This is a genomic window from Pseudomonas sp. TE3910 (assembly GCF_056279025.1).
In genome coordinates this window covers 3,289,520-3,311,239 of sequence record NZ_JBWBQN010000001.1, presented here as the reverse complement: position 1 = coordinate 3,311,239, position 21,720 = coordinate 3,289,520, and the positions used below count along the sequence as shown (strand labels likewise).

Annotated in this window: 21 protein-coding genes; 14 read left to right on the top strand and 7 right to left on the bottom strand. The window is 60.6% G+C overall.

Annotated elements, in window-relative coordinates:
* The first annotated feature begins 12 nt into the window (after positions 1 to 12).
* Complete coding sequence (locus ACZ9H3_RS15185; protein ID WP_099776403.1) at positions 13 to 912, top strand: homocysteine S-methyltransferase family protein; 900 nt, start codon at positions 13 to 15, stop codon at positions 910 to 912.
* 4 nt (positions 913 to 916) lie between these two features.
* On the opposite strand, the gene ACZ9H3_RS15180 is transcribed toward ACZ9H3_RS15185, so the two are convergent.
* From ACZ9H3_RS15180 to ACZ9H3_RS15170, 3 genes are read right to left on the bottom strand one after another with little or no spacing between them, the layout of a single operon-like run.
* Complete coding sequence (locus ACZ9H3_RS15180) at positions 917 to 1,591, bottom strand: GNAT family N-acetyltransferase (protein ID WP_476221357.1); 675 nt, start codon at positions 1,589 to 1,591, stop codon at positions 917 to 919.
* A gap of 16 nt (positions 1,592 to 1,607) precedes the next feature.
* The gene (locus tag ACZ9H3_RS15175) at positions 1,608 to 2,054 is read right to left on the bottom strand and encodes a GNAT family N-acetyltransferase (RefSeq protein WP_065758103.1); all 447 of its coding nucleotides are present in this window, start codon (positions 2,052 to 2,054) and stop codon (positions 1,608 to 1,610) included.
* A gap of 11 nt (positions 2,055 to 2,065) precedes the next feature.
* Positions 2,066 to 2,695 (bottom strand): FMN-binding negative transcriptional regulator, encoded by a 630-nt coding sequence (locus tag ACZ9H3_RS15170; RefSeq protein ID WP_454240408.1) that lies wholly within the window; start codon positions 2,693 to 2,695, stop codon positions 2,066 to 2,068.
* 90 nt (positions 2,696 to 2,785) lie between these two features.
* On the opposite strand from ACZ9H3_RS15170, the gene pdxR reads away from it, so the two are divergent.
* A complete protein-coding gene (gene pdxR / locus ACZ9H3_RS15165) occupies positions 2,786 to 4,315 on the top strand; it encodes a MocR-like pyridoxine biosynthesis transcription factor PdxR (RefSeq protein WP_476221354.1) in 1,530 nt (509 codons plus the stop codon).
* A 75-nt stretch (positions 4,316 to 4,390) separates the two neighbouring features.
* Here the strand turns inward: pdxR and ACZ9H3_RS15160 are convergent, their stop codons facing one another.
* Positions 4,391 to 5,386: an asparaginase gene (locus ACZ9H3_RS15160; RefSeq protein ID WP_476221352.1), complete on the bottom strand. Its 996-nt coding sequence runs from the start codon at positions 5,384 to 5,386 to the stop codon at positions 4,391 to 4,393.
* A 202-nt stretch (positions 5,387 to 5,588) separates the two neighbouring features.
* A complete protein-coding gene (aspA, locus tag ACZ9H3_RS15155; RefSeq protein WP_065758110.1) occupies positions 5,589 to 7,013 on the bottom strand; it encodes an aspartate ammonia-lyase in 1,425 nt (474 codons plus the stop codon).
* 179 nt (positions 7,014 to 7,192) lie between these two features.
* Here aspA and ACZ9H3_RS15150 point away from each other — a divergent pair, with 179 nt between their 5' ends.
* From ACZ9H3_RS15150 to ACZ9H3_RS15125, 6 genes are all read left to right on the top strand, one after another.
* A complete protein-coding gene (locus tag ACZ9H3_RS15150) occupies positions 7,193 to 8,095 on the top strand; it encodes a LysR substrate-binding domain-containing protein (RefSeq protein WP_099776390.1) in 903 nt (300 codons plus the stop codon).
* A 160-nt stretch (positions 8,096 to 8,255) separates the two neighbouring features.
* Complete coding sequence (locus ACZ9H3_RS15145; protein WP_330522478.1) at positions 8,256 to 8,867, top strand: zinc metalloprotease; 612 nt, start codon at positions 8,256 to 8,258, stop codon at positions 8,865 to 8,867.
* A 203-nt stretch (positions 8,868 to 9,070) separates the two neighbouring features.
* Entirely contained in the window at positions 9,071 to 9,562 is a 492-nt protein-coding gene (purE, locus tag ACZ9H3_RS15140; protein ID WP_065758113.1) for a 5-(carboxyamino)imidazole ribonucleotide mutase, read from the top strand.
* A gap of 10 nt (positions 9,563 to 9,572) precedes the next feature.
* Positions 9,573 to 10,655, top strand: coding sequence for a 5-(carboxyamino)imidazole ribonucleotide synthase (locus ACZ9H3_RS15135; RefSeq protein WP_065758114.1), 1,083 nt, complete (start codon positions 9,573 to 9,575; stop codon positions 10,653 to 10,655).
* Positions 10,656 to 10,747: 92 nt separating this feature from the next.
* On the top strand, positions 10,748 to 10,993 hold the full coding sequence (locus tag ACZ9H3_RS15130; protein WP_065758115.1) for a GlsB/YeaQ/YmgE family stress response membrane protein: 246 nt from the start codon (positions 10,748 to 10,750) through the stop codon (positions 10,991 to 10,993).
* 52 nt (positions 10,994 to 11,045) lie between these two features.
* Positions 11,046 to 11,579, top strand: a complete 534-nt coding sequence (locus ACZ9H3_RS15125; protein WP_065758116.1) for a DUF3299 domain-containing protein — start codon at positions 11,046 to 11,048, stop codon at positions 11,577 to 11,579.
* A gap of 36 nt (positions 11,580 to 11,615) precedes the next feature.
* Here ACZ9H3_RS15125 and ACZ9H3_RS15120 read toward each other — a convergent pair whose 3' ends face one another.
* Complete coding sequence (locus ACZ9H3_RS15120; protein ID WP_330522476.1) at positions 11,616 to 12,512, bottom strand: D-hexose-6-phosphate mutarotase; 897 nt, start codon at positions 12,510 to 12,512, stop codon at positions 11,616 to 11,618.
* A 72-nt stretch (positions 12,513 to 12,584) separates the two neighbouring features.
* Positions 12,585 to 12,986, bottom strand: coding sequence for an acyl-CoA thioesterase (locus ACZ9H3_RS15115; RefSeq protein WP_065758118.1), 402 nt, complete (start codon positions 12,984 to 12,986; stop codon positions 12,585 to 12,587).
* A gap of 362 nt (positions 12,987 to 13,348) precedes the next feature.
* Between ACZ9H3_RS15115 and ACZ9H3_RS15110 the strand changes: the two genes are divergently transcribed.
* The 6 genes from ACZ9H3_RS15110 (at position 13,349) to phoU (ending at position 21,645) form a co-directional block, all read left to right on the top strand.
* Positions 13,349 to 14,638 (top strand): MFS transporter, encoded by a 1,290-nt coding sequence (locus ACZ9H3_RS15110; protein ID WP_065758119.1) that lies wholly within the window; start codon positions 13,349 to 13,351, stop codon positions 14,636 to 14,638.
* A 162-nt stretch (positions 14,639 to 14,800) separates the two neighbouring features.
* On the top strand, positions 14,801 to 15,799 hold the full coding sequence (locus tag ACZ9H3_RS15105; RefSeq protein ID WP_099776383.1) for a phosphate ABC transporter substrate-binding protein PstS: 999 nt from the start codon (positions 14,801 to 14,803) through the stop codon (positions 15,797 to 15,799).
* 138 nt (positions 15,800 to 15,937) lie between these two features.
* Entirely contained in the window at positions 15,938 to 18,226 is a 2,289-nt protein-coding gene (locus tag ACZ9H3_RS15100) for an ABC transporter permease subunit (protein WP_099776381.1), read from the top strand.
* A 17-nt stretch (positions 18,227 to 18,243) separates the two neighbouring features.
* Positions 18,244 to 19,914: a phosphate ABC transporter permease PstA gene (pstA, locus tag ACZ9H3_RS15095; RefSeq protein ID WP_099776380.1), complete on the top strand. Its 1,671-nt coding sequence runs from the start codon at positions 18,244 to 18,246 to the stop codon at positions 19,912 to 19,914.
* A gap of 82 nt (positions 19,915 to 19,996) precedes the next feature.
* Positions 19,997 to 20,830 carry a phosphate ABC transporter ATP-binding protein PstB gene (pstB, locus tag ACZ9H3_RS15090; protein ID WP_065758123.1) on the top strand — a complete coding sequence of 278 codons (834 nt, stop codon included), beginning with the start codon at positions 19,997 to 19,999 and terminating at the stop codon, positions 20,828 to 20,830.
* A 56-nt stretch (positions 20,831 to 20,886) separates the two neighbouring features.
* Complete coding sequence (gene phoU / locus ACZ9H3_RS15085; RefSeq protein ID WP_065758124.1) at positions 20,887 to 21,645, top strand: phosphate signaling complex protein PhoU; 759 nt, start codon at positions 20,887 to 20,889, stop codon at positions 21,643 to 21,645.
* Positions 21,646 to 21,720 lie beyond the last annotated feature (75 nt).

Sequence of the window (21,720 nt, the reverse complement as noted above, 5' to 3'; positions counted from 1 at the left end):
AGTGGACGTTATATGGGTGAAAGTGCGGTGGTGATTCTCGATGGTGGCATGGGCCGTGAGCTGCAGCGCCGTGGTGCGCCCTTTCGGCAACCGGAATGGTCGGCGCTGGCCTTGAGCGAGGCCCCGGAGGCTGTGGTGGCCGTGCATGCGGCCTACATCGAAAGCGGGGCGCGGGTCATTACCAGCAACAGCTATGCCGTGGTGCCATTCCACATCGGCGAGGCCCGCTTTGCCGCTGAAGGGCGGGCCTTGGCCTCGACCGCCGGGCAACTGGCCCGCGCTGCTGCGGACGCCAGTGGCCAGCCGGTACGGGTTGCCGGTTCATTGCCACCCCTGTTCGGCTCGTACCGTCCCGACCTGTTCGATGCCGCTCGGGTCAGCGAAGTCCTGACGCCGTTGGTTGAAGGCCTGGCTGAGCATGTCGACCTGTGGTTGGCCGAGACCCAGAGCTCCATCGTCGAAGCGCGGGCCATTCGTGCCGGCCTGCCCAACGATGGCAAGCCGTTCTGGCTGTCCTTCACCCTGCAGGACGACGATGTCGATGACCTGCCACGTCTGCGCTCTGGCGAGCCCGTCAGTGAGGCTGCCGAAGTAGCCGCACAGCTGGGTGTGCAGACCTTGCTGTTCAACTGCAGCCAGCCGGAAGTCATCGGCGCGGCTATCGATGCCGCACGCGAAACCTTCGAGCGGTTGGGTGTACAGATTGCCATCGGCGCCTACGCCAATGCGTTCCCGCCGCAACCCAAGGACGCTACCGCCAACGATGGGCTGGACGAGCTACGCGAAGACCTTGATCCGCCGGGCTACCTGCACTGGGCCGAAAATTGGCGTCAGCGCGGTGCAAGCCACCTGGGTGGTTGCTGTGGCATTGGCCCGGAGCACATAGCTGTCCTGGCGCAACGCCTGCGCTGATCCTTCAGGCGGATTCGCGACACGCCTCCAGCGTTCTGAGCTGACCGTCAGGGCGCTGGTTTTCTGCCGCGAGCCAGCGCTCGAAACCGGCAGCGATGGCAGGCCATTCATCGTCGGTGATCGAGTACCAGGCCGTATCGCGGTTCTGTCCCTTGACCACCATGTGCTTGCGAAACAGTCCTTCATAGTGGAAGCCGAAGCGTTCAGCCGCCCGTTTGGAACGGCTATTGGCGTCGTTGCACTTCCACTCCAGGCGGCGGTTTCCCAACTCAAAGGCCAGCTTGCCCAGCAGGTAGATGGCTTCGCTACCTTTCGGTGTGCGCTGCATGGCGGCGCCGAAGGCGACATGGCCAATCTCGATGCGACCGTGTGCTGGCACTATCGACATCAGGCTGAGAATGCCCTGGGCCTGGTTGTTGTGCAGGTCGATGACGGTGTAGAACAACGGATCACTGGTGGCGGCATTGCTGTCGAGCCAGTGGTCGAACGCTTCACGCTCCTCGAAAGGGCCGTAGGGCAGGTAGCTCCATAGCGCAGCGTCAGCATCGGGGCCATTGAACACTTCCCAGAGGTCGTCACGGTGCTGGCGCGGGTTGAGTTTCTCCAGGCGGATGAAACGCCCGGTCAACGGGGTGGCGGGTGGCAGTTTGGCGGGGTGCCAGTTCAGCAGAGTGTTCATGGGACGGCTCCTCGAATTACAACAGTTTGCGGAACTGAATGAAGCCCGGACGTTCGGCCAATTGCTCGTAGAGAGCGATGGCGGTGGTGTTGGTCTCGTGGGTCAGCCAGTGGACCTTGGCGCATCCCGCAGCGCTGGCAGTCGCGTAGACGAACTCGATCAACTGCCGACCAATGCCCAGGCCACGGTGCTCCTGAGTGACCAGCAGGTCTTGCAGGTAGCATGAGTTTTCCGTGGTCCAACAGGAACGATGATAGATCCAATGGACCATGCCCACGGCCTTGCCGTCGACCCAGGCCAGGGCTGCATTAATGGGTTCGGCGGGGTCGAGCATGCGTTGCCAGGTCACTGCGCTGACCTGCTCATCAATCTGGGTTTCGTAGAAACGCTGGTAGGCCTGCCACAGGGGCAGCCAGGCGCTATGGTCGTCGGCTTCGACCGGGCGGATCTGTACGGTGGGCATTTCAGGCTCCTTCAGGGTTGGCGCATCAGGGCGGCCAATTGGTTATCCAGTGGGTCTGGGCTTTCGCTCAGGCCTTTGCGTACGCCTTCAATGTCGGCGCTGTTGCGGTTCTGGCTGGTCTTGCGTTTACCTTGCAAACGCTCAATCGGCAGGGCGAAGCCGACAATCGCTTTGAGCATGCCATTGATATAGTCGACGGGTGCGTCGTCGATCGACCAGGGCTGGGGGCGGCCACGTTCATGGCGCTCACTGAGGCTGTCGAGCAATGGGTGCAAGCGTTGCGGGTCGTCAAACACCTCGGCGCAGCCGTAGGCATGCACCGCCAGGTAATTCCAGGTGGGTACGGCTTTACCGTCCACGGCTTTGCTTGGGTAGAAGTTCGGGCTGACATAGGCATCGGCTCCCGCGAAGATCAGCAGCGCTTCGCTGCCAGTGGCCAGGTCCTGCCACTGGGGGTTGGCTTTGGCCAGATGCCCGTAGAGTGTGCCGTTCGGGCCTTCGTCGCGCTTCAACAGCAACGGCAGGTGGCTCGCCTGCAAGCCCTGCTGGCCGTGTGTGACAAGAATGGCAAGGCGGGTCTGTTCGATTTGCTGGTGCAGGCTGTCGAGATCGGTGTCCCGGAACGCACTGGGTATATACATGACGATAGTCCTTGGCGAATGCAGCCATCCTAGGCAGGCTATTGGCCTATGGTAAGAGCCATTCACTATCGATTTTATAGGTCCAATACCGTGCGCGAGCAGCCCCTGTCATTGCCCTTTGATCCAACGGGTATCGTACTTGATCGGCGTCTGGGGTTGAGTCGCCAGTTGTATCAAGTCTTGCGTGCCAGAGTGCTGGATGGGCGGCTGGGCAGCGGTACACGTTTGCCGGCCAGTCGCGACCTGGCCAAGGCATTGGCACTGTCGCGCAACAGTGTGGTGCGTGCCTATGACCAGCTTTACGCCGAAGGTTTTATTGAAAGCCGGGTAGGGGACGGCACCTATGTTGCTCAGTTGCCAAAACTATCCACAAATGTATCCACAGGGTTATCCCGGGTTTTTTCCACAGCCTTATCCACAAAATCGCCAGAAAACACTGAGCATCTAACCAGTAAAGTTATCCACACCGGGTCTTTGAGTCGGCTTGAAAAGCATCATTTGCCAGCACCGAAAAGCGGGCCTCCGAGGGCATTCCGAGTCGGTGCACCCGCTTTCGATCTATTCCCCTTCGAGACGTGGGCCAAGCTACAAGCGGGTTTCTGGCGTAAGCCCGATCCGGCCCTGCTCGGTTACGGTGATCCGGCAGGCGAGCCGATTTTGCGCGAACTGATTGCGACCTACCTGCGTCGTTCGCGGGGGCTTTCCTGCAGCGCTGAACAAATTGTGATCACCAGTGGCGCACAGCAGGCGATCAGCCTTTGTGCACAGTTGCTGCTGGAGCCTGGCGATGGGGTGGCTGTGGAAAACCCTGGGTACCGGGCTGCCGGGCATGCGTTCGCGCTTGCCGGGGCACGGGTGTTCGGTGTTGCGGTAGATAACGAAGGAATGGATTGCGCAGCCTTGTCGGCACTGCCCCAGTGCCGCCTGAGCTACGTGACGCCTTCTCACCAGTACCCCACGGGCGTCACCATGAGCCTGGCCCGGCGTCTGGAGCTGCTGGCCTGGGCTGAACGCAGCGATGGCTGGATTGTCGAGGACGATTATGATGGTGAATACCGTTACAGCGGTGCGCCCCTGGCGCCCTTGGCTGCCTTGGACCCACATGGCCGTGTGCTGTATGTCGGTACCTTCGGCAAGATCGCCTTTCCGGCCCTGCGCATGGGTTATCTGGTCGTACCGCCGCCATTGGTCGAGGCATTTTCCCGCTGTCGGGCACTGGCGGTGCGGCATTCGGAAGTCGGTAATCAGGTGGTGATGGCGCAGTTCATGGCACAAGGGCATTTTCAGCGGCATATCCGTCGTATGCGCCGGGCAGCGTTGAGTCGGCGCAATGTGCTCAAGGCGGGGTGGCCTGTGGATATCCCCGGCTGTGGGGCAATGCCTGAGGTGGCGGCGGGCCTGCATGTCAAAGTCGATGTGGACAGCCTGGCACGCGAACGTGAACTGATCGCCCGCGCGGAGGCCGTCGGGGTTGAACTGAATCCATTGAGCGATTACTGGCTGGAGGACTCAAGCACCCCTGTGGATAAACGCGCCGGCCTGGTACTGGGCTTTGCTGCGGTGCCTGAAGCCGCGATCGCCGATGCCTTGGCACGGCTGCGGCGTGCCTGGCGTCGCTGATCAGGTGTCAGGCGCCTGGCCAGTAACAGGGTGGCCGGTATCATCACATTCGTGTCGGTGCTGCCGGCGATGCACTCAACGCAGTTCCCCGCACACATCGAGTTCAACCAAGCGACGTACTTCGTCCACCGGCAGCCCCGCGCCCAGCAAGGCCTGCAATTTACCGAAGGCTGCTTCGCGGGTCATGCCGCCGCCAGACACTACGCCCACTTCACGCAGCCGACTGCCGGCCTCATAGACATCCAGATCGACGCCGCCCTCGTGACACTGTGTGATTGCTACCACCACAATGCCGCGGGTCTGGGCGAGCTTCAGGCTGGCAAGAAACTCGACGTCATCGCAGGGGCCCGTGCCGCTACCGAAGCATTCCAAGATGACGGCTTGAACACCACTGTCGAGTACCGCCAGCAGTGGCTGGGCAGCAAAACCGGGCACCAGTGGCAGCACCGCAACCTGGGCGGTTTGCTTGGCGTGACGGTAGTCCAGTTCGGCGGGTAGCGATGCAGCCTTGGCTGCACCACCGAAGCGCTTCAGTGTGGCAAAGGGATGGCGGCCATAACTGCGGACCTTGGCGCAGCGGGTCGGCGTAAGCAGCTCGCCGTGGAAGTACAGTTGCACGCCCGATACTTGCCCGGCGGCCAGTGCTTGCAAAGCGCCAACGATATTTTCTTCGGCATCGCTGTCGGGGGCGCCGGCTGGCAGCATCGAGCCGGTAAACAGCAGCGGTGCCGGCAACCCCAGCAATTGGAAACTCATGGCGGCCGCGCTGTAGGCCAGGGTGTCGGTACCGTGTAGCACCAGCACGGCATCGCAGCCTTGGCTGTCGACCGCGTCGATAACGGCTTCGCGCAGGCGCTGCCAGTATTGCGGGGTCATGTTGGCGCTGTCGATCAGTGGCAGCAGTTCGCGAAACTGCCAATGAGGCAACGCCAGGCCCGTCAGTTGTTCGCGCATCCGTTGTTCAAAGCCTGAGGCCGGCGTCAGGCCGTGGGCGCTTGCCTGCATGCCGATGGTGCCACCGGTGTAGAGCACCATGATATTGCGAGCGGGATGCGCGGTAACGGGGTTCATTCGCCTGTCTCCGTGGTCAGTCTTATTAGAAGCAGACCACAGTACGCCATCGTCGGGAGCCTTGTCTGCGTCAGCAGGGTAAAACCTGTAGATGAAATCGCAGGCAAAAAAAAGGGCCTGGAGCATTCGGCTCCAGGCCCTCAAAAGGTGAGAGGTGTCTAGTCCCTCGACCTGGTGAGCGGTTTGCGTGAGGTACTGAGGGTTAAGCCTTCAGCGGTACCAGACGCGGTGCAATCATGTTTTCCGGGCGCAGGATGTCGTCGAGCATGGCGTCGTCGAGCAAGCCTTCTTCGCGCACCAGTTCCAGTACGCCGCGGCCGCTTTCCAGCGCAATACGGGCGATACGGGTGGCGTTTTCGTAGCCGATGTACGGGTTCAGGGCAGTGACCAGGCCGATCGAGTGCTCGACCAGTTCACGGCAGCGCTGCTCGTTGGCAGTGATGTCGACGATGCAGTGCTCGCGCAGCATGTCCATGGCGCGTTGCAGCAGGCGGATCGAATCGAAGATCTTGTAGGCGATCAGCGGTTCCATCACGTTCAGCTGCAGTTGGCCGCCTTCGGCTGCAATGGTCAGGGCCAGATCGTTACCGATGATGGCGAAGGCCACCTGGTTGACGGCTTCCGGGATCACCGGGTTGACCTTGCCTGGCATGATCGAGCTGCCCGGCTGGCGTGCTGGCAGGTTGATTTCGTTGATGCCGGTGCGCGGGCCGCTGGACAGCAGACGCAGGTCATTACAGATCTTCGACAGCTTGACCGCAGTGCGCTTGAGCATGCCGGAGAACAAGACGAAGGCGCCCATGTCCGAGGTGGCTTCGATCAGGTCGGCAGCCGGTACCAGCGGTTGGCCGCTGATTTCCGCCAGGCGCTGTACGGCCAGGTGCTGGTAGCCTGGGTCGGCGTTGATACCGGTACCGATGGCGGTACCGCCCAGGTTGACTTCCGTCAGGACTTCCGGCGCCAGGGTGCGCAGGCGGTTGAGGTCTTCGGTCAGGGTGGTGGCAAAGGCACGGAATTCCTGGCCGAGGGTCATCGGTACCGCGTCCTGCAGCTGGGTACGGCCCATCTTCAGTACGTGGTTGAACTCTTCACCCTTGGCAGCGAAGGCCTGGATCAGGCTGTCGAGGCTGGCCAGCAGGGCATCGTGACCGAGCAGCAGGCCCAGACGGATTGCGGTCGGGTAGGCGTCGTTGGTCGACTGCGCCATGTTCACATCGTTGTTCGGGTGCAGGTACTTGTACTCACCCTTTTGATGGCCCATGGCCTCAAGTGCGATGTTGGCGATGACTTCGTTGGCGTTCATGTTGGTCGAAGTGCCAGCACCGCCCTGGATCATGTCCACCACGAACTGCTCGTGGTAGTCGCCACGGATCAGACGGGCGCAAGCCTCGCTGATGGCAGCGTGCTTGGTATCGTTCAGGTGGCCCAGCTCGCGGTTGGCGTCAGCAGCAGCCTGTTTGACCATGGCCAGGGCCACGACCAGCTTAGGGTAGTGCGACAGCGGTACGCCGGAGAGGTGGAAGTTGTTGGCAGCACGCAGGGTCTGGATGCCGTAGTAGGCATCAGCAGGGACTTCGAGGGTGCCAAGCAGGTCTTTTTCAACACGGAACGATGCAGCAGCGGACATGATAGATATCATCTCGAGTTTGGCCCGGCACATGCCGGAATGGCGCCAATCCTAGGTCTGCGGGAGTTTTGCGGCCAATGCTGTTGCACGCTAACCTATGCACAAACGGCATAATGGTCGATGTGACGCCAACAGCTATTCGAGCGTGTGCCATTTTGGTGCATGCCTGGAGACCCTTGATGAACCTTGAAAGTAAATGGCTGGAAGACTTCAGTGCGCTGGCCGCTACCCGGAGCTTTTCGCAAGCGGCCGAGCGCCGTTTCGTGACCCAGCCGGCCTTCAGCCGGCGTATTCGCAGCCTGGAGGCGGCGTTGGGTCTGACCCTGGTCAACCGTTCGCGTACACCCATTGAGTTGACGGCTGCTGGCCAGTTGTTTCTGGTGACGGCGCGTACTGTGGTCGATCAGTTGGGCGAGGTACTGCGCCATTTGCATCACCTCGAAGGTGGGCAGGGCGAGGTCATTCAGGTGTCCGCGGCGCACTCTCTGGCACTGGGCTTTTTCCCGCGCTGGATCGCCCAATTACGCAACGATGGGCTCAATATCGCGACACGTTTGGTTGCAACTAACGTTGGCGATGCGGTGCATGCCTTGCGTGAAGGGGGTTGCGATCTGATGTTGGCGTTCTATGACCCGGATGCCGCGCTGCAGATGGATGCGGAAATCTTCCCGTCGCTGCACTTGGGGCATACCGAGATGCTCCCAGTCTGCGCGGCGGACGCGGACGGCAAGCCGCTGTTCGACCTCGAAGGCGAGGGCAGTGTGCCGTTGCTGGCGTACAGCGCCGGGGCATTCCTCGGGCGCTCGGTGAACCTGTTGTTGCGTCAGCGCAACCTGCGCTTCACCACAGTCTACGAGACGGCCATGGCCGACAGCCTCAAGAGCATGGCGCTGGAGGGGCTCGGTATCGCCTGGGTGCCACGGCTATCGGTAAGGGCTGAGTTGGAACGGGGGGAACTGGTGATTTGTGGTGGCAGCCAGTGGCACGTGCCACTGGAGATCCGCGTGTATCGCTGCGCGCTGGTGCGCAAGGCCAATGTTCGATTGCTCTGGCGCAAGCTGGAGCAGGCTGCGGCAAACTGATGTCTTTGTGGGCTTCCTACACCGTTTAGCTGCAAGCGCTACACGATGAAGAGGCGATGGCTGAATGCCGGGCGCTGGCATGACTTGTAGGTTATGTCGACGGCTTCTTCACGCCGCGCCTGTCATTAGGACGGGCGCACTCTTCTGAAAGGATTTCGGAATGCTCTATAAAAAATACGATCTTTACGAAAAGTACGGGGACTTTGACAAGTACGAGAAAAAGCCCGTGTTCATCTACCTGTTCTGCCACGATGATCTCGATGAAGGCTATCGACCGATCATCTACCGCGACTATCTGAAGGACTTGATGTATGAGCTGGAGCAGGTATTCCAGCGTGAAATCATTGTCGAGCTTCACTATGCCATCCCGGGCGTGACCGACTTCAGTTACAAGACCGAACTGGGCAGCGAGCGATCGAGTCTCGATGAGTTCGCCTCGCGCGGAGCAACGTTTGCCCAGGAGAACGATCTGTCCTATCGCCACAACTATCGTTATGGGCTCATCACCCAGGACGGGATCTCCAGCAGCGTGCATGGCATGGCCCAGGTTGGCGGGAATTTTTTCCTGGCGTCCGTCCAGGGTTACCAGCATATCGCTCATGAACTGGGCCATACATTCAACGCCTCACATGAGCATGCGGAAGTGACGTTTGGCATCCCGCCAACACAAACCTACATGCATGAAGCAAACAATCCGCTCTATGCGAAGGACTACAGATTCTCTGACGTCAATCGCGGCCGTATGGCCGATTTTCTCGCATCGGTAGAGTAATACCGGGTACAAAAGCAATGCGCCCTTGCTGCACTGACTAATGGTCGGCAAGGGGGCTTTCTTCTGGCTGCTTTACGGTATACTGCGCGGCCCTTGGCCGGTCCCACCTGCCAATGAATTCGCATAACAAGCCACGCCGGTCGTCCCGCGTGGCTTGTTGTTTTTTGACGCGCCTGAAGGCGCCCAAGAGAAGAGGCTCGACGATGAGTGCACTGGTTGGCGTGATCATGGGCTCCAAGTCCGATTGGTCCACCCTTAGCCACACCGCCGATATGCTGGAAAAACTCGGCATTCCCTACGAAGTGAAGGTGGTCTCCGCCCATCGCACGCCGGACCTGCTGTTCCAGTATGCCGAAGAAGCTGAGGGCCGTGGCATCGAGGTGATCATCGCCGGTGCAGGGGGCGCAGCCCACCTGCCGGGCATGTGCGCTGCCAAGACTCACCTGCCGGTTTTGGGTGTGCCTGTGCAGTCCTCGATGCTCTCGGGTGTCGACTCGTTGCTGTCGATCGTGCAGATGCCAGCCGGTATTCCGGTGGCAACCCTGGCTATCGGCAAGGCCGGTGCGATCAATGCCGCGTTGCTTTCAGCGAGCATCCTGGGGGCCAAGCACCCTCAGTTCCACGCCGTGCTGAAGCAGTTCCGCGCCGAGCAGACAGACAGCGTTCTGGACAATCCAGATCCACGCCAGGCCTGAGGTCACGAGCATGAAAATCGGTGTAATCGGTGGCGGCCAGTTGGGCCGCATGTTGGCCCTGGCAGGCACTCCGCTGGGCATGAATTTCGCTTTCCTTGACCCTGCACCGGACGCCTGTGCTGCGTCGTTGGGCGAGCACCTGCGCGCCGATTACGGTGACCAGGACCACTTGCGCCAATTGGCCGACGAAGTCGATCTGGTAACGTTCGAGTTCGAAAGCGTGCCAGCCGAAACCGTCGCGTTTCTGTCGCAGTTCGTACCGGTTTACCCAAGCGCCGAATCCCTGCGTATTGCGCGTGATCGCTGGTTCGAGAAGAGCATGTTCAAGGACCTGGGTATTCCAACCCCATCCTTCGCCGATATCCAGTCGCAAGCCGACCTCGACGCCGCGGTGGCCAGCATCGGCCTGCCTGCAGTGCTGAAAACCCGTACCTTGGGTTATGACGGAAAAGGCCAGAAAGTACTGCGAACTGCAGCCGATGTAGTGGGTACTTTCGCCGAACTGGGTAGCGTGCCGTGCCTGTTGGAAGGCTTTGTGCCATTTACGGGTGAAGTCTCGTTGATCGCCGTGCGCGCCCGTGACGGTGAAACCCGTTTCTACCCGCTGGTCCACAACACTCACGAGAGCGGCATCCTGCGCTTGTCGGTTGCCAGCAGCGAGCATCCATTGCAGGCGTTGGCGCAAGACTACGCCGGGCGTGTACTGAAGCACCTCGACTACGTGGGTGTGCTGGCGTTCGAGTTCTTCGAGGTGGATGGCGGCCTGAAAGCCAACGAAATCGCGCCGCGGGTTCACAACTCCGGGCACTGGACCATCGAAGGCGCCGAGTGCAGCCAGTTCGAGAACCACCTGCGCGCCGTTGCGGGCCTGCCACTGGGTTCGACCGACAAGGTCGGCGAAAGCGCCATGCTCAATTTCATCGGCGAAGTGCCGGCGGTGGAGCAGGTCATCGCTATCGACGACTGCCATCTGCATCACTACGGCAAAGCCTTCAAGGCCGGACGCAAGGTTGGCCACGCCACCCTGCGTTGTGCCGACAAGGCCACGCTCGAGCAGAAAATCCAGCAGGTTGAAGCATTGATTTCCGCTTGAGCGGAACCTTCCTGCTCCCGCGTCCCTCTGATGGCAGGATGCCAAAGCGCTGACTAGGCTTTGGCCAATGCACGCACTTCAGAGGGATCGCCATGGGCATCATTGGAACTATCTTCATCGGCCTGGTCGTGGGTCTGCTGGCACGCTTCCTCAAGCCAGGCGACGACAACATGGGCTGGATCATGACGATTGTGCTCGGCATCTGTGGATCCGTGGCTGCCACCTATGGTGGCCAGGCCTTGGGGATCTACCATGCTGGCGAGGGGGCAGGGTTTTTCGGCGCGCTGGTCGGTGCGATTGTGCTGCTGCTGATCTTCGGTTTCATCAAAAAGAACTGACGTCAGGCTAGAATGCTCGGCAACTTACGTTCCCCTTGTTGCCGAGTTTTTCATGCGCCGTATTTTCCTGTGTGCTCTCCTGTTTTGCAGTGGCCTGGCCCATGCCGAGTTGCCGGAAACCGACTGGTTGGAGCTGATGCCCAAGTCGGACCAGAAGGCGCTTGAGGAAATGCCCGAAATTGACCACAACTCTCCCGAAGCCAATGGCACGTTCAGCAACAAGGGCGGCTTGAAGCAAAGCAAGGGACTGCCAGCGGTGATGTACTCGAGCAAGACCGTTGCGTCCATGAACGGCAAGCACATCCGCCTGGGTGGCTATCCGGTACCTCTGGAAACCGATGCCAAAGGCAAAAGCACCTTGTTTTTCCTGGTGCCCTACCCAGGTGCCTGCATTCATGTGCCGCCACCGCCACCGAACCAGCTGGTACTGGTGCGTTACCCCAAAGGCTTGAAACTGGACGATATCTACACGCCGTTATGGGTTACAGGCACGTTGACGGTCGAGAAGGTCAGCAACGACCTGGCGGATGCAGCCTATGCGCTGGACGCCGGGCAGGTACGGGTGGTGACGGACGCTGACCTTTGATGGCGTTGGCAAGCCAACGCCCACAGTAGTCCGGGTTTAGAGCGGCTCGCTGCCGATACTCAGGCTCAAGGTGTGACGGGCGCCTGGTGCCAGTTGCACGAGATCGTCCCAGACATTCGCCGTCTCGATGCACAGCATGCGCTGCCAGCCATCGTTGGCCATGTCGATCAGCTCGGCGGCGCGGTCGGTCCAGGGGTTCCAGATGACGGCCGAGCGCGAGCCACTGCTGCGCAACAGGATGCGACGGTTCCAGGCCGGGTCGACAATGCTCAGTTGCTCAGGTGCCTGTAGGTAGATGCGGTCGGTTTCCCCGGCAAAACCCAGGTCGCCCTGTTGGTTGCGCTGCTCCCAGTTGGCCAGCGTTTCGATGTAGTTCAGCCCGGCCACGCCTTCGACCCGAACCTGGCGTACATCACTGACCGCGAAGTAGCTGTGCAGCGCCTGGCTGATGGTGACGGGGTCGCTACCCAGGTTTTCGCTGCACAAGGTCAGGTTGAGTTGCTCGCCCATGACGATGCTCAGGTTCAACGCGACGGTATGTGGCCAGCCGGGCAGGTGGCCCAGGGCTTGCGGCAGGGTGAAGTCGATACGCAGCTCAGTGCTGCTGTTGTCGATGCCCAACAGTTGCCAGTCGCGCCCACGAGCCAGGCCGTGGGCGGGCGCCTCACTGGCCTGGTACATGGCCTGCACGCTTTGCGGGTTGCGCGCCAGGTTGCCAAACCAGGGCCAGCATACCGGCACGCCTGCGCGTACCGATTTGCCCTGCTTGAACAGGGCCTGGTCGCTCAACCACAGCAGCGGCGGCTCGCCAACCCGTTGGTAGCTCAGCACCTGGGCACCCTGCTGGGCGATCAGTAGCTCAGCGCTGTCGCTGGTGATGCGCCAGCAGTTGAGCTCGCCGTGTTTTTCCGACTCTACCTTGGGTGTGGACATGCGTCTGATCTCGTTCGGTTGCCGTAAGGTCGTTGACCTCTCGTCTACCGCCGAGTGTACCGCGCCAGCCGCTCAGCGACGAGGTGGAACCGAGCGGGTGCGACCGCTGCCGTCGATGGCAACGAAGACGAACACCGCTTCGGTGACCTTGCGCCATTCGCTGGACAGCGGATCATCGCTCCACACTTCGACCATCATCTGGATCGAGCTGCGGCCGATCTCCAGGGTCTGGGTATAGAAGGACAGTTGTGCGCCGACGGCGACAGGCACCAGGAAGGCCATGCGATCAATTGCGACGGTAGCCACGCGGCCTCCTGCAACACGGCTGGCCATGGCCGTGCCGGCGAGGTCCATCTGGGCGACCAGCCAGCCGCCATAGATATCGCCGAAACCGTTGGTTTCACGTGGCAATGCAGTGATTTGCAGGGCCAGGTCGCCTTGCGGGATAGGATCTTCTTGTTCGAGTTCAATCATGCCGGGGTAGCCTCTGACCCGTGACGCTTCATTGGTTAGCGCAGTGTGGACGCCTCGACAAACGATTCAGCATACGCACGCTACGCTGCGTTCGCTTTAGCCAGGCGGCGAAAGGAAACTCTGCGAAACCGACTAAGTATATTCAGCGGCGCTTTCGCACAACATCCTCCATAAGGCGTAGCCTTTTCCTGCATGGGGCCAGTATATAGAGCCTCGCGTGCAGCGACGACCATACGGTCACCATTATCTGTCGTGAATGTGTACATCCTGTACGTTTTCAAGCAAATTGCCTCGGATCCAACATTTTTCCCTGGCTGCAACCAGCGCTGTTGCCGCTTTAACCATCAATAAGAGACGCGTCGATGACCTCCGTGCCCACCAGTATCGCGCAGCCCTCGCGGCCGCTGACTCGCAGTGACTACAAGACCTTGTCGCTTTCCGCCCTGGGTGGTGCGCTGGAGTTCTACGACTTCATTATCTTTGTGTTCTTCGCCAAAGTGGTCGGCCACTTGTTCTTCCCCGCTGACATGCCTGAATGGCTGCGCCTGATGCAGACCTTCGGCATCTTTGCTGCCGGCTACCTGGCACGCCCACTGGGCGGTATCGTCATGGCACACTTCGGTGACCTGTTGGGGCGCAAGAAGATGTTCACCCTGAGCATCTTCATGATGTCTGTGCCGACACTGATCATGGGCTTGCTCCCGACCTACGCGCAGATTGGCATGTGGGCGCCGATCCTGCTGTTGTTGATGCGGGTGATCCAGGGCGCGGCCATCGGTGGCGAAGTCCCAGGCGCCTGGGTGTTCGTCTCCGAGCATGTCCCGGCACGCAATACCGGCTATGCCTGCGGCACCCTCACGGCGGGGCTGACCTCCGGCATTCTGCTCGGCTCGCTGGTGGCTACCCTGATTAGCAGCCTCTACAGTGAGCAGGAACTGTCTGACTACGCTTGGCGGATTCCGTTCCTGCTGGGGGGTGTGTTTGGTCTGTTTTCGGTCTATCTGCGTCGCTGGTTGCACGAAACCCCGGTGTTCGCCGAGATGAAGGCGCGCCAGGCGTTGGCCGAAGAAGTGCCGCTGCGTGCGGTGCTGCGTGATCACCGCAGTGCCATCATCCTGTCGATGTTGCTGACCTGGCTGCTGTCGGCGGGCATCATCGTGGTGATCCTGATGACCCCGACCGTGCTGGAGACGGTCTACGGTATTCCCATGACCGTTGCGCTGCAGGCCAATAGTCTGGCCATTGTCCTGCTCAGCTTCGGCTGTGTCGCCGCCGGCATGCTCGCTGATCGCTTCGGTGCCGGGCGGGTGTTCGTGGTGGGCAGCCTGTGCCTGCTGGCCAGCTCATGGGCGTTTTATCACAGCCTGGCGACCCATCCCGAGTGGCTGTTTCCGATGTATGCACTGACCGGGTTGTGCGTCGGCATCGTCGGTGCAGTGCCTTATGTGATGGTACGGGCGTTTCCGCCCGTGGTGCGGTTCAGTGGCCTGTCCTTCTCCTACAACCTGGCGTACGCCATTTTTGGTGGCCTGACGCCGATGGTCGTGACCTATCTGCTCAAGCTCAGCCCCATGGGCCCGTCCTATTACGTGGCCGGTATTTGCACCATTGGTCTGCTGGTGGGTTGCTATTTACTGGCAACGAAGCGCTGAAAGCGCTCTAGCCCAGCAGTCGTTACATTTTGAAAAGGCCTTCCTGCCTGAGTGGTGATGGCCATTCATCTAATTGTCATATTCACTTCATAGAGTGGTCATATGCCCTGCAGATACTGGGGCCCGATTCATCTCAACCCCAATTCCTGCTAGGAGCAAGGCATGAAACTGAAGCGTTTGATGGCGGCCCTGACGTTTGCCGCCGCTGGCGTTGCCACCGCTAATGCGGTTGCCGCTGTTGACCCTGCTATTCCGACTTACGTCAAAACCACTGGCGTGTCGGGCAACCTCTCCAGCGTCGGTTCCGATACCCTGGCCAACCTGATGACCCTGTGGGCTGAAGCCTACAAAAAAGAATACCCGAACGTGAACATTCAGATTCAGGCTGCCGGTTCCTCCACCGCACCGCCTGCACTGACTGAAGGCACCGCTAACCTGGGCCCGATGAGCCGCAAGATGAAGGACGTCGAGCTGCAGGCGTTCGAGCAGAAGTATGGCTACAAGCCAACCGCAATCCCGGTTGCTGTTGATGCCCTGGCTGTCTTCGTGCACAAGGACAACCCGATCAAGGGTCTGACCATGGCTCAGGTCGATGCGATCTTCTCGTCGACTCGCCTGTGCGGTGGCAAGAACGATGTCAAAACCTGGGGTGACCTGGGTGTGACCGGCGACCTGGCCAACAAGCCGGTTCAGTTGTTCGGTCGTAACTCGGTGTCCGGCACCTACGGCTACTTCAAGGAAGAAGCCCTGTGCAAAGGCGACTTCAAGCCTAACGTCAACGAACAGCCAGGCTCGGCTTCGGTCGTGCAGTCGATCAGCAGCTCGCTGAACGGCATCGGTTACTCGGGCATCGGCTACAAAACCGCCAGCGTCAAGACTGTAGCCCTGGCCAAGAAAGAAGGCGGCGAGTTCGTTGAAGACAACGAAAGCAACGCCCTGAACGGCACCTACCCGCTGTCGCGCTTCCTCTACGTTTACGTCAACAAGGCCCCGAACAAGCCTCTGGCCCCGCTGGACGCCGAGTTCATCAAGCTGGTCCTGTCGCAAGCTGGCCAGCAGGTCGTAGTGAAAGATGGTTACATCCCGCTGCCGAAGAAAGTGGTCGACAAGGCCATGGCGGATCTCGGTCTGTCGCACAACGGTAACGTTGCCAAGAAGTAAGTGAGACCCCGGTGAGGGCTGGCCTACGGCTAGCCCTCCCACCCATTCCCGGTCCGAAGCCAGAACTCCTGAGCGGCGGGCTTTTTTGCGTCAATGCACTGTCATGTTTTTGTAATACGGGACCGCTAGGGTGTGCGCATGAATGATCTGGCCAACTCCACCATGACCCAAAATTCTCCCCCCGTGCGGATTGATTTCAATGCGCCCGAGTTGCAACGCAAGCGCAAGATGCGTGCGTTCAAGGATCGCCTGACCCGCTGGTATGTACTGGTAGGCGGGCTTGCCGTGCTGGCGGCGATCACCCTGATCTTTTTCTATCTGGCTTATGTCGTGCTGCCACTGTTTCAGGGCGCCGAGCTGACCAGTAAGAAAGCCATGGAGCCGACCTGGCTGCAGCAGGATGCCGGCAAACCGCTGATGATTGCTCTTGAGGAGCAAAACCTCGTCGGTATGCGTGTGTCCGACAAGGGCCAGGCGCTGTTCTTCGACACCAAGACCGGTGCTGAAATCAACCGCGTCGACCTGCCCGTGCCGGCCGGCACCCAGGTGACTTCGATCAGTACCGACCAGCCGGGTAGCTCGCTGATCGTGCTGGGCTTGTCCAACGGTCAGGCCGTGGTATTCCACCACGCCTACAAGATCACCTATCCGGACAACAAGAAGACCATCACCCCTGGCATCGACTTCCCGTATGGCCAAGAGCCGTTCGTGCTCGACGAGCAGGGCCGCGCACTTGAGCACGTCAGCGTCAACGTCAACGGCGAGACCATAACGGTGGCAGGCTCGCACGGCTCGCAACTGCTGGTGACCCAGCTGACTCGCGAAGAGAACATGATGACCGGTGAGGTCACCAGCGAGCAGAACCGCATCGACCTGCCGCAGATGACCGAGCCGGTGAAGGCGATCTTCATCGACCCGCGTCAGCAATGGTTGTATGTGGTTAACGGTCGCGCCCAGGCCGATGTGTTCAGCCTGCGCGACAAGAGTCTTAATGGTCGCTACAAGCTGCTCGACGATGGCCAGGCCGAGATCACTGCCAGTGCCCAACTGGTCGGCGGTATATCGCTGGTCTTCGGTGACTCCAAGGGTGGCCTGAGCCAGTGGTTCATGGCCCGCGATCCGGATGGCGAGCAGCGCTTCAAGCTGATTCGTAGCTTCCAGATGGGCACTGCACCCGTAGTCCAGATAGACGCCGAAGATCGCCGCAAAGGCTTCATCGCCCTGGACAGCTCGGGCAAGCTCGGCGTGTTCCACAGCACCGCGCACCGCACCCTGCTGGTCGAGCCTGCTGCCGAGGGCGCAGGCATCCTCGCCCTGTCGCCGCGGGCCAACCGCATCTTCATCGAAGAAGGCGGCAAGCTGCTGCCCTTGAGCCTGAAGAACCCGCACCCGGAAGTATCCTGGAGCGCGCTGTGGAGCAAGGTCTGGTACGAGAACTACGACGAGCCCAAGTACGTCTGGCAGTCGACTGCTTCGAACACCGACTTCGAGCCTAAGTTGAGCCTTTCGCCACTGACCTTCGGTACCCTCAAGGCCGCGTTCTATGCGATGATCCTGGCGGCACCCTTGGCTATTGCCGCAGCGATTTACACCGCCTACTTCATGGCCCCAGGCATGCGCCGCAAGGTCAAGCCGGTGATTGAGCTGATGGAAGCGATGCCGACGGTGATCCTCGGCTTCTTCGCCGGCCTGTTCCTCGCACCGTACCTTGAAGGCCACCTGCCGGGTGTCTTCAGCCTCTTCCTGCTGATGCCGATCGGCATCCTGCTGGCCGGCTTCGCCTGGAGCCGCCTGCCGGAATCGCTGCGCCTGCGTGTGCCAGATGGCTGGGAAGCAGCGATCCTGATCCCGGTGATCCTGTTCACCGGCTGGTTCGCCCTGTACATGAGTCCGTTCATCGAAACCTGGTGGTTCGGCGGCGACATGCGCCTTTGGATCAGCAACGACCTGGGCATCACCTACGACCAGCGCAACGCCCTGGTAGTTGGTATCGCCATGGGCTTCGCGGTGATCCCGAACATCTACTCGATTGCCGAAGACGCCGTGTTCAGCGTGCCACGCAGCCTGACCCTGGGTTCCTTGGCGCTGGGCGCCACGCCGTGGCAGACCCTGACCCGTGTGGTCATCCTGACCGCCAGCCCGGGGATCTTCTCGGCGCTGATGATCGGTATGGGCCGTGCGGTCGGTGAAACCATGATCGTGCTGATGGCCACGGGTAACACCCCGGTCATGGAACTGAACCTGTTTGAAGGTATGCGCACCCTGGCGGCCAACGTCGCGGTGGAGATGCCGGAATCGGAAGTCGGTGGCAGCCATTACCGCGTGCTGTTCCTCGCCGCGCTGGTACTGCTGATGTTCACCTTCGTGATGAACACCTTGGCCGAGCTGATTCGCCAGCGTCTGCGCAAGAAATACTCGTCGCTTTGATAGGAAGGTAGAGATCCGTGAAAAAGGATTCCCTCAAAAGCTGGTTCAAGAGCGGCGCCCCTGGCGTCTGGATCAGCGGTGGCGCGGTCGCCATTGCGGTGATCATGACCGTGGGCCTGCTGGCGGTGATCGCCGTGCGTGGCCTAGGCCACTTCTGGCCGGCCGACCTGATCCAGGCCACCTATAAGGTGCCGGGCCAGGCTGATCATGTGGTCATCGGTGAAGTGGTACAGAAGGAAGAGGTGCCGCTGGCACGTTTGAAGGGCGCCGGTCTGCCGGTGCCGGACAACGGCCCGGAGTTCATGACCCGCGAGCTGATCAAGGTCGGTAATCGCGACCTCAATGGCAGCGACTTCACCTGGGTGGTCGGTGACTGGCTGGTGGATCAAACCACCCCCGCCGAACTGATCGCTCTGGAACGCCGCGAGTGGGGCAACTTCTACGGCTACCTGGTCAGCGTCAAGGAAAACGGCAAGGTTGTCGCCGAAGGTCAAGCGGCCTGGGGCGAGCTGCAAGCGCGCCTCAAGCGTGCCAGCAAACTGGCCGGCGACCTGCAGACCCTTGAGAAGAAAGACATCGGTGCGATCAACCATGGCCTGGAGCGCCTGCGCCTTCACAGCCGTAAACTTGAGCTTGATGGCAAGCTGGACGCCGCTGCTCAGGCGGACATGGACGCCGAGCGCGCCGAGCTGGACAGCCGCTACAAGGCCGTTGAGGACCGCTTGGGCGCGCTGCATCGCGAGTTCAGCCGCGACAGTCTGGTTGCCCGTGATGGTAATGGTCGCGAAGTAGAGATCAACCTGGACAAGGTGGTGCATGCCTATCAGCCAAACGGCATGGGTACCTTTACCAAGCTGGGCACCTACTTCGCAAAGGTCTGGGAGTTTTTGAGCGACGACCCGCGTGAAGCCAACACTGAGGGCGGGATCTTCCCGGCGATCTTCGGTACGGTGATGATGACCCTGATCATGGCCGTGATCGTCACGCCGTTCGGCGTACTGGCGGCGGTGTACCTGCGTGAATATGCACGTCAGGGCCCGGTCACGCGCTTGATCCGTATTGCGGTGAACAACCTGGCGGGTGTTCCGGCGATCGTCTACGGTGTGTTCGGCTTGGGCTTCTTCGTCTACGTGCTGGGTGGCTCGATCGACCGGCTGTTCTTCCCTGAAGCCCTGCCGGCGCCAACCTTGGGTACTCCAGGCCTGCTGTGGGCCTCGCTGACCCTGGCCCTGCTGGCCGTGCCGGTGGTGATCGTGGCTACCGAAGAAGGCCTGGCGCGTATCCCGCGTACCGTGCGTGAGGGCTCGTTGGCCCTCGGTGCGACCAAGGCCGAAACGCTGTGGAAGATCGTTCTGCCAATGGCCAGCCCGGCGATGATGACCGGCATGATCCTCGCCGTTGCGCGTGCCGCCGGTGAGGTGGCGCCGCTGATGCTGGTAGGTGTGGTGAAACTGGCGCCGTCGTTGCCAGTGGACGGTAACTACCCGTACCTGCACCTGGACCAGAAGATCATGCACCTGGGCTTCCACATCTATGACGTGGGCTTCCAGAGCCCGAACGTCGAGGCCGCGCGGCCGCTGGTGTACGCCACCGCCCTGTTGCTGGTGCTGGTGATCGCCACCCTCAACCTTTCGGCGGTGTGGATCCGTAACCACCTGCGCGAGAAGTACAAGGCGCTGGACAGCTGATCGACAGCCCCCTGAATTGCAAGTGCCGCCCGGTCGCCGGGCGGTTCGATGAAACGAAATTGATAGCGTATGGAGTCTAACCATGCAGCATGAATCCCACGCCCACGGCATCGATATGTCGGCCCTGGGTCGCGACAAGCAGAGCCTGCGCCTGGCGGAAGAAACCGTGGCCATCGAAGTGCCGGGTTTGAGCCTGTACTACGGCGAGAAGCAGGCACTGTTTGACGTCAGCATGAATATTCCCAAGCAGCGCGTTACTGCCTTCATCGGCCCGTCCGGTTGCGGCAAGTCGACCCTGCTGCGAACCTTCAACCGGATGAACGATCTGGTCGACGGTTGCCGTGTCGAAGGCGCGATCAACCTGTATGGCAACAACATCTACCGCAAGGGCGAGGATGTCGCCGAGCTGCGTCGTCGCGTCGGCATGGTGTTCCAGAAGCCGAACCCGTTCCCCAAGACCATCTATGAGAACGTGGTCTACGGCCTGCGTATTCAGGGCATCAACAAGAAGCGTGTGCTCGACGAGGCCGTTGAGTGGGCGCTCAAGGGCGCCGCACTGTGGGATGAGGTCAAGGATCGCCTGCATGAGTCGGCGCTGGGTTTGTCCGGTGGTCAGCAGCAGCGTCTGGTGATTGCCCGTACCATCGCCGTTGAGCCGGAAGTCTTGCTGCTCGACGAACCGTGTTCGGCACTCGACCCGATCTCCACGCTGAAGGTCGAAGAGCTGATCTACGAACTGAAATCCAAGTACACCATCGTGATCGTCACCCACAACATGCAACAGGCTGCACGGGTATCGGACTACACCGCGTTCATGTACATGGGCAAACTGGTCGAGTTTGGTGATACCGACACCCTGTTCACCAACCCGGCGAAGAAACAGACCGAAGACTACATCACCGGTCGCTATGGCTAGGGCTCAGCGCCTGAACGCCGCCTGACCGTATTCACCGGATGCCCCAAGGATTCTCCATGATCGATAAAGACAGCCTTACCCATCACATCTCCCAGCAGTTCAACGCCGAGCTTGAAGAAGTGCGCAGCCACCTCCTGGCGATGGGTGGCCTGGTCGAGAAACAGGTCAACGACGCGGTGACCGCGCTGATCGAGGCCGACTCGGGCCTTGCCCAGCAGGTGCGTGAGGTGGACGAGCAGATCAACCAGATGGAGCGCAACATCGACGAAGAGTGCGTACGCATTCTGGCCCGTCGACAGCCGGCTGCCTCCGACCTGCGTTTGATCATCAGCATTTCCAAGTCGGTGATTGACCTGGAGCGCATTGGTGACGAATCGACCAAGATCGCCCGTCGAGCCATCCAGCTGTGCGAAGAGGGCGAGTCGCCACGCGGTTATGTCGAAGTACGTCACATTGGCGACCAGGTGCGTAACATGGTTCGTGATGCGCTGGACGCTTTCGCCCGCTTCGACGCCGACCTGGCGTTGTCGGTGGCCCAGTACGACAAGACCATCGACCGTGAGTACAAAACGGCGCTGCGCGAGCTGGTGACTTACATGATGGAAGACCCGCGTTCTATTTCGCGGGTATTGAGCGTGATCTGGGCTTTGCGCTCGCTCGAGCGTATCGGTGACCACGCACGCAACATCGCCGAGCTGGTGATTTATCTGGTGCGCGGCACCGACGTTCGCCATCTGGGCTTGGCAAGGATGAAAGAAGAGGTTCAGGGCGGCGCCGAAAAGGCTAATGTTCCCGGCAAATCGGACGATAAGTAAGACTGCCCCGAGAATGAACGCCCGGCCTTGGCCGGGCGTTTTCGTTTGCGGTCGAGCAAGTGAGGTGGCACCCCG